The sequence below is a fragment of the Faecalicoccus sp. genome (genome assembly GCF_036552745.1).
Lineage (GTDB): Bacteria > Bacillota_I > Bacilli_A > Erysipelotrichales > Erysipelotrichaceae > Faecalicoccus.
The window spans coordinates 1-8432 of sequence record NZ_JAXKBY010000143.1; the positions used below are offsets into that span (position 1 = coordinate 1).

7 protein-coding genes are annotated in these 8432 nt (G+C 35.2%); 6 read left to right on the top strand and 1 reads right to left on the bottom strand.

The window, feature by feature from the left end; translation table 11 throughout:
• Nucleotides 1-230 precede the first annotated feature (230 nt).
• The 6 genes from U0M88_RS06740 (at nt 231) to U0M88_RS06765 (ending at nt 6933) form a co-directional block, all read left to right on the top strand.
• Nucleotides 231-1544 carry an ABC transporter substrate-binding protein gene (locus U0M88_RS06740; protein WP_331869314.1) on the top strand — a complete coding sequence of 438 codons (1314 nt, stop codon included), beginning with the start codon at nt 231-233 and terminating at the stop codon, nt 1542-1544.
• Nucleotides 1545-1624: 80 nt separating this feature from the next.
• The gene (locus U0M88_RS06745) at nt 1625-2467 is read left to right on the top strand and encodes a carbohydrate ABC transporter permease (protein WP_117446866.1); all 843 of its coding nucleotides are present in this window, start codon (nt 1625-1627) and stop codon (nt 2465-2467) included.
• A gap of 1 nt (nt 2468) precedes the next feature.
• Complete coding sequence (locus tag U0M88_RS06750; protein ID WP_117446865.1) at nt 2469-3302, top strand: carbohydrate ABC transporter permease; 834 nt, start codon at nt 2469-2471, stop codon at nt 3300-3302.
• 29 nt (nt 3303-3331) lie between these two features.
• Nucleotides 3332-4330 (top strand): LacI family DNA-binding transcriptional regulator, encoded by a 999-nt coding sequence (locus U0M88_RS06755; RefSeq protein WP_168964501.1) that lies wholly within the window; start codon nt 3332-3334, stop codon nt 4328-4330.
• A gap of 14 nt (nt 4331-4344) precedes the next feature.
• Complete coding sequence (malQ, locus tag U0M88_RS06760; RefSeq protein WP_331869315.1) at nt 4345-5823, top strand: 4-alpha-glucanotransferase; 1479 nt, start codon at nt 4345-4347, stop codon at nt 5821-5823.
• An 18-nt stretch (nt 5824-5841) separates the two neighbouring features.
• Entirely contained in the window at nt 5842-6933 is a 1092-nt protein-coding gene (locus U0M88_RS06765; RefSeq protein ID WP_195221855.1) for an ABC transporter ATP-binding protein, read from the top strand.
• Nucleotides 6934-7052: 119 nt separating this feature from the next.
• Here U0M88_RS06765 and U0M88_RS06770 read toward each other — a convergent pair.
• Nucleotides 7053-8432: arylsulfatase (locus tag U0M88_RS06770; protein WP_331869316.1), on the bottom strand; the 1380-nt coding region annotated here is incomplete at its 5' end.

An 8432-nucleotide genomic window follows, 5' to 3' on the forward strand; every position in this document is an offset into this window, starting at 1 on the left:
ATTCCTTCGGATTATGTTTAAAGATTCCGACTTTTTCTTTGTCAAGCTTTTTTAGATTTTTTTTCACAAATAAAAGAGCCTCGCCTATTTTAGACAAGACTCATAAGATCATGTTTTGCTTAACTTAATGACATTGGACTTATAGGTTGGTATGACCTATGATGTAATTGTAATTGGAAACGTTTACGGAAACGTTTACGTAATGTACATTCGTACTAGGAGGAAGTATAATGAATCGTTTTGTAACACGAGGATTGGCAGCAGCATTGTCCATCACAATGCTTGCGGGATGCTCTGGCTCTAAAGGGGCATCCAAGGAAAATGGAAGTGTATATTATCTAAACTTCAAACCAGAAGCCGATAAGCAATGGCAAGAATTGGCAGAAATGTACACGGAGGAATCAGGTGTTCCTGTAAAAGTGCTTACAGCTGCCAGTGGTCAATATGAGGCTACTTTAAAATCAGAAATGGCAAAGAGTGATGCACCGACTTTATTCCAAGTCAATGGTCCAGTAGGACTTGCTAGCTGGAAAAATTATTGTTATGACTTAAAAGATAGTGATATCGCTGGTCAACTTACTAGTCAAGATTATGCTTTAATGGATGGCGACAAAATGGCTGGTATTGGCTATGTAACAGAAACGTATGGTATTATCGTTAATAAAAAATTATTAAAAGAAGCAGGTTATTCTGTAGACGATATCAAAAACTTTGAAAGTCTAAAGAAAATTAGTGAAGATATTACAGCTCGTAAAGATGAATTAGGATTTAGTGCCTTTACAAGTGCTGGTATGGATTCTTCCAGTGACTGGCGTTTTAAAACACACTTAGCGAACTTACCAATTTATTATGAATATCAAGCCGATGGTATTACTGATACAGAAGCTATTAAAGGAACTTATTTAAATAATTATAGAAATATCTGGGATCTATATATTAATAATTCAACAAGTGATCCTACACAACTTTCTACAAAAACAGCCGATGATGCGACAGCTGATTTTGTGACAGAAAAAGCTGTATTCTATCAAAATGGTACTTGGGCTTATAACGATGTTGCGGAAATTGGTGATGAAAATCTAGATATGATTCCAATTTATATTGGTGTTGAAGGGGAAGAAAATCAAGGTTTATGTACAGGTACAGAAAACTATTGGTGTGTTAATTCGAAAGCGGATAAAAAAGATGTACAAGCCACTTTAGATTTCATGAATTGGTGTGTTACAAATAAAAAAGCTGTAAAAGCTCTTTGTGGTGGCGATAAGGCAATGCCTAGTGGAAAAGCCGGTATGGGATTCAATATTCCATTTAAAGAAAACTTAAAGAGTTCAAATCCACTAGTAAATATTGCGGCTAAATACCAGGAAGAAGGTAAAAAACCAGTCACTTGGAACTTTACAACTATGCCTAGTGAAGAATGGAAAAATGGTGTAGGTAGTGCTTTAACAACCTATGCGGCGAATCAAAATGATGATAACTGGAATAAAGTTGTAAAAGCATTTGTTGATGGATGGGCTTCAGAAAAGGCTGCCACAAAAGACTAAATTGTATTGTAGAGTGGTGATGATTTAAAGTCTAGACATCATCACTCTTATTTTTTTATCAAATAGATAAGGAGAGCGTTATGGAAAAAAATTTAAAAAAGTTTTGGCCAATATTTGTTTTGCCAACAATGATTGCGTTCTTTATTGGATTTATACTTCCATTTATCATGGGAATCTATTTATCCTTTTGTGATTTTACTACGGTAACCGATGCGAAGTTTATTGGTCTTAAAAATTATGTCTTGGCGCTGGGTGATGCGATTTTTAAACATTCCTTCTGGTATACTGCCGCATTTGCCCTTGTATCTTTATTGATTATTAATATTATTGCCTTTGCCTTAGCTCTTGCGCTGACAAAGAAATTAAAGGGAACCAATATCTTTAGAACGATATTCTTTATGCCTAACTTAATTGGAGGAATTGTTCTAGGTTATATTTGGCAGTTGATCTTTTCTGGTATATTAAGTCAATACAGTATGGCTATTAACCTAGATAGTACATTAGGTTTCTGGGGATTAATTATCTTAGTTTGTTGGCAACAGATTGGATATATGATGATTATATATATTGCCGGACTTCAATCCATTCCAGAAGATATGATGGAGGCCGCTGAAATTGATGGTGCCAATCGTATTCAAAAATTATTCAAAATCACCATTCCAATGATGATGCCATCCATTACGATTTGTACATTCTTATCCATTACCAATGGATTTAAACTCTTTGATCAAAACCTGGCTTTAACGGCTGGTGAGCCTGCCAAGATGTCCGAAATGATGGCTTTAAATATCTTTAATACCTTCTATGGTCGTTCTGGCTTTGAAGGTGTTGGTCAGGCTAAAGCGGTATTATTCTTTATCTTAGTTGTCTTAATTGGTTTAGTACAACTTAGAATTACGCGTAATAAGGAGGTTGAACAATAATATGAAATCCAAAATTTCTAGAATCTTTGGAAGTGGAATCTTAAGCATATTGTCCATTTTCTGGATTGCACCGATTGCGATTGTTCTTTTTAACTCCTTTAAAAGTAAAGTTTGGATCAATTCCGACCCATTTTCACTTCCAAATGGTGAAACTTTTGCGGGATTAGAAAATTATAAAGAAGCAATCAATGGATATGATCTTTTACAAGCTGTATTCATTACAGTTTTCATTACAGTCGTTAGTGTGGCGGTGATATTAATTTGTACAAGTATGTGTGCCTGGTTTATCACAAGAATTAAGAATAAAGTGACAAAAGCCATTTATATTCTTTGTATCTTTTCTATGGTTGTTCCTTTTCAAATGGTGATGTTTACTTTAAGTAAAATTGCCAATATCTTAGGACTTACTACACCATGGGGTATTGTCATTATTTATTTAGGATTTGGTGCAGGTCTTGCGGTATTTATGTTTTGTGGATTTGTCAAATCCATTCCTAAGGAAATTGAAGAAGCAGCTATGATTGATGGATGTACACCTCTACAAACTTTCTTTAGAGTGGTATTGCCTATTATGAAACCTACGTATATTTCGGTAGGAATCCTTGAGACAATGTGGATTTGGAATGACTTTTTATTACCATATCTAGTCTTAGATATTAATAAATACAAGACACTTTCAATTGCAATTCAATACATGAAGGGCAGCTATGGACGTGTGGATATGGGTGCCATTATGGCGGCCTTAATCCTTGCGGTTATTCCAGTCATTATTTTCTATTTAAGTTGTCAAAAACATATTATTAAAGGTGTTGCGGCAGGCGCTGTAAAAGGATAAAATAGAACTCAAAATGGGAGGCGACAAGCATGAAGACAATAAAGGATATAGCTCGAATTAGTGGCTACAGCATAGGAACGGTCTCCCGTGTAATCAATAATCATCCTGATGTCTCGGATGAAACAAGAAAAAAAATTAAAGAAATCATTGAAAAAGAACATTATCAACCCAATACAAATGCCAAAAATATGAAAATTAAAACAAGTGACATTATCAGTATTCTAGTCAAAGGGCAAGCCAATGTATTTTTCGCTGAGCTTTTAGAAGTACTACAAAGAAGATTAGAAGAAGCTTCACAAGAAATTTCTGTTCATTATATGGATGAAAATGCCGATGAAGTTCAAGAAGCATTTCTTTTAATCAAAGAAAAAAAATCGAAAGGACTTATCTTTTTAGGTGGCGATTTAAAGAATTATTCCGAAGTCTTGTCTTCCTATAGAATACCAAGCGTACTTTTGACAAATAGTCCTTATAGTCAAGATTCTCTTATTTCATCTTTTACTACAGATAATGAAGCCGCCGCTTATAGTGCGGTACATCACTTGATTTTAAAGGGTCATAAACATATAGCAATTGTCGGAGGAAATCAAAATACACCAGTAGGGAAGGCTCGTTTACAAGGTGCCATGCGTGCTTTAAATGAGATTGGTGTAGACTTTGAACAAAGTTATTATGAGCCAAGTCGATTTTCTTTAGATGGAGGCTATACCGCTACCTCTATGTTATTACAAAGACATAACGACATTACGGCACTCTTTGCGCTGGGGGATACTATTGCGTTAGGTGCATTACGTTGTTTAGTCGATCATAATTATGAGGTTCCTAAACAAATTTCTTTAATTGGTTTTGATGGTATTGAACTAGGACAATATGCCATTCCAAGACTAACAACCATTCATCAGGATATAGAAACTATGGCAAATAAAGCTGTTGACGATTTACTGGTACGCTTAAATTATCAAAGAGATGGTATCCATGAAATCATTCCTTTTCAAGTCATTAAAGGAGCAACAGTCTCATCGATTTAGGAAGAAGGTATGTCATGAAACGAAGTGCTGGTATACTCTGTCCTATCTTTTCCTTGCCTTCAAATTATGGTATAGGAACTTTAGGACAATCAGCGTATGACTTTATAGATTTTTTATCAGATTCGAATCAAACATATTGGCAAATTTTGCCGATTGGAAGTACTGGCTATGGCGATTCACCGTATCAATCATTTTCCATCTATGCGGGAAATCCATATTTTATTGATTTAGATGAATTGATACAGGAAGACTTATTAAAAAAAGAAGAAGTACAAACTCTAGAATGGGGTACTTCTACTTCACATATAGAATATAATACATTATATGATCTTCGATTTAAGGTATTAAAGATAGCGGTAAAAAGATTTTTAAATCAACCAACTAAAGATTATATTGATTTTTGTCAAAAAGAATCGAATTGGTTAATAGACTATTCTTTATTTATGTCCATTAAACAATATTTTAATGGAAAACCGTTTCTGGAATGGCCTATTTCTTATCGTTTAAAAGAAGAAGGAGCCATTTCCTATCTAAAAGAAGAATTAAAGGATGAAATTGAATTTTGGAAAGTTTGTCAATATTTTTTCTTTCAACAATATTTTAAATTAAAAGATTATGCCAATTCGAAAGGCATTCAAATCATGGGCGATATACCGATTTATGTAGCTTTAGATAGTGTCGATGTATGGTCAAAGCCAGAACTTTTTCAGTTGGATTCTATGCGACAACCTATAGATGTTGCCGGCTGTCCTCCTGATGGGTTTTCAGCCGATGGACAACTTTGGGGCAATCCTTTATTTCGATGGGATGTCATGGAAAAAGATCAGTATGCCTGGTGGATTCAAAGAATTAAACATCAGTTACGTTTTGTCGATGTATTAAGAATTGATCATTTTCGAGGCTTTGAAAGTTATTATTCCATCCCTTTTGGTTCAAAAAACGCAAGACATGGCGTATGGGAAAAAGGACCAGGGTATCCATTTTTTGAAATTGTGAAAAATCAAGTTCCTAATGCCAAAATCATTGCGGAAGATTTAGGTTTTCTTACGGATGAAGTAATTGAATTAGTGAAACAATGTGGTTTTCCAGGTATGAAAATTCTTCAGTTTGCCTTTGATTCAAGAGATACAGGTTCTGGATATTTACCACATATGTATATACATAATAGTGTAGCCTATACCGGAACGCATGATAACGATACTATTGTTGGCTGGTATACTTCTTGTGCAAGTGAGGATCGAGAATTTGCCAATCAATATTTAAATATTAATTCAGATCAAGAAATACATTGGCAAATGATTCGAGCTGTACTTGCCAGTGTATCTAACTTGGCAATAATACCTATTCAAGATTATTTAGGATATAACAGTAATGGAAGAATAAATATACCAAGTACAACCGGTAATAATTGGACATGGCGACTAAAACAAGGTGAGTTAAATGAAACATTGTCAAGTCAAATTGCTGATATGACAAGATTATATGGAAGATAGAAAAGGAGAATGATTCAAATGGCAACAGTTAGCTTAAAACATATAGATAAAGTATATGATAATAATGTACAAGCGGTCTTTGATTTTAATTTAGAAATCCAAGACAAAGAATTTATTGTATTTGTAGGACCATCTGGTTGTGGTAAATCGACAACCTTGCGCATGATTGCGGGTTTAGAAGATATTACTCGTGGAGAATTAAAAATTGATGGTAAAGTGATGAATGATGTAGAACCAAAAGATCGTGATATTGCGATGGTTTTTCAATCGTATGCCTTATATCCACATATGAGTGTTTATGATAATATGGCTTTTGGTTTAAAACTGAAAAAATGTCCAAAAGAAGAAATTGATAAGCGCGTAAGAAATGCCGCTCAAATCTTAGAAATTGAACAATATTTAGATCGTAAGCCTAAGGCCTTATCTGGTGGACAAAGACAACGTGTAGCTTTAGGAAGAGCTATTGTACGTAATGCCAAAGTCTTTTTAATGGATGAGCCATTATCGAATTTGGATGCCAAATTGCGTGTACAGATGCGTAGTGAAATCATTCAACTTCATGAAAGAATTGGAGCGACAACCATTTATGTAACTCATGATCAAACTGAAGCGATGACAATGGCCGATCGCATTGTAGTGATGAAGGGCGGCTATATCCAACAAATAGGAACGCCAAAAGAAATCTACAACAATCCAGCCAATATGTTTGTGGCAGGCTTCTTAGGATCACCGGCTACCAACTTTATAAAAGGTACTTACAAAGATGGAACTTTCAATATTCAAGATACACATATTCAAATTCCTGAAATGTATTTAGAATCTTTAAAAACCTATCAGGGAAAAGAAGTTATCTTAGGTATAAGACCTGAAGATTTATATGGTGAAGGCATTGTCAAAGAAACGTATCCAAGTGCTAGCTTTGATTTTAAAATTGATGTAGCAGAATTATTAGGTCATGAATATATTTTACATGGTTCTTTTCACGGTCAACCTATGGTAGCCAAAGTCGCCAGTCGTTTAGAACCAAAGATGAATAGTATATTATCCTTAACTATGGATTTAAGCAAGGTTCACTTCTTTGATCCCGAGACTGAAAAACGTATCGATTAATTTAAATAAGGAGTGCATTGTATCATAATGCACTCCATTTCCTTATAAGGTCAGATGGATATATTATTGTTTTTGTAATTTTTTAGAGAGGGGCCTGCGGACAAATTTTTGCCTCTTGACTAGTTTTTATAGGGAATCATGGTTCTTGGTTCCTTTTTTATATAAAGTTTAGTTCCATCACTATAACCTTCTGGTCGATTTTTTAATTCAAAGATTAAATGATTTCTTAATACATTTATTGTTTCTTGATACTTTTTATTTTGTATTAAATTATGACGTTCCCATGGATCGTTTTCTAAATCAAAGAATTGTTCTATTCCGGTTTGGGAATACCATATATATTTATATTGTTTAGTGACAATATAGTGGTTGGATAAATTGGAATGAAAACTATGTTCACCATGGAGATAATCCCGTATGAAATTAGTCTTTTGTTCTAATAATGGTTTTAAAGAGATTCCATCCACAGTATTTGGAATGGAAATTCCACAAAAATCAAGTAAAGTAGGCATGACATCCCGTAATTCAACGACTTCTTTAAATGTATTGGATGGAATGGATGTGATATTTTTTCCCACACGCATCAAAAACGGAATATGAACACTTCCCTGATAAGGGAAGACTTTTCTCCATAATCCATGATCAAATAGCATTTCACCATGATCACTGACAAAGCATACGATCGTATCTTCTAAGATGCCATCTTCCTGTAAAGCCAATAGGATTCTTCCGATTTGATGATCAACATGGGTGATAGAGGCGTAGTAGCCGGCCATCGCATCATGCTGCAGGTTAGGATCATCGGTTCCATAGATTGAGTCATATTGAAACTTATGCGTTTTGGTACGTTCTTTGTCATCCCAATCACCTTGTGCCGGTTTTCTTAGATCTTTATCTTTATACATGTCAAAATAGGACTGTGGTGGATCTAAGGGTTGATGAGGACGTACAAACGAAGACATCAAAAAGAAAGGCTTGGTTCGATCTCTTGTCTGGATAAAGCGGATGCTTTGATCGGCAACCCAGTTTGTCGGATGGAGTCTTTCTTCATAGATCCATGGATGAGTAACCCAGGAATTACACTCCGGTCCACTGGATGTGACATCGCTGAAGCGATTTGTCTGGTTTTGCAGATCGAAAAGATAATCATCATGAACGCTTTGATGCATCCAGTAGGGTGCGTTATTATCTCTGTAACATGCCAAATAACCATCATGAAGCTTTAAGCTTTGAAAACCACAGGATAGGCGTGGGGGATGAACATGCATCTTTCCAATGCACTGGGTCTGATAATTGGCATTGGAAAACTCTTCAGCCATATAGTGCGTATAATCCCAATCGACATTATCCTGATAGCCGACACGTCCATGTCCTTCCTGACTTCGTCCGGTTAATAGAGCCGCACGGGCGGGAATACAACTGGGTGTTGCGCTGTATGCATTTTCAAAGACCACACCCTGATGTCCAATAGACTCTAGAAAAGGTGTTTTAACATCGGG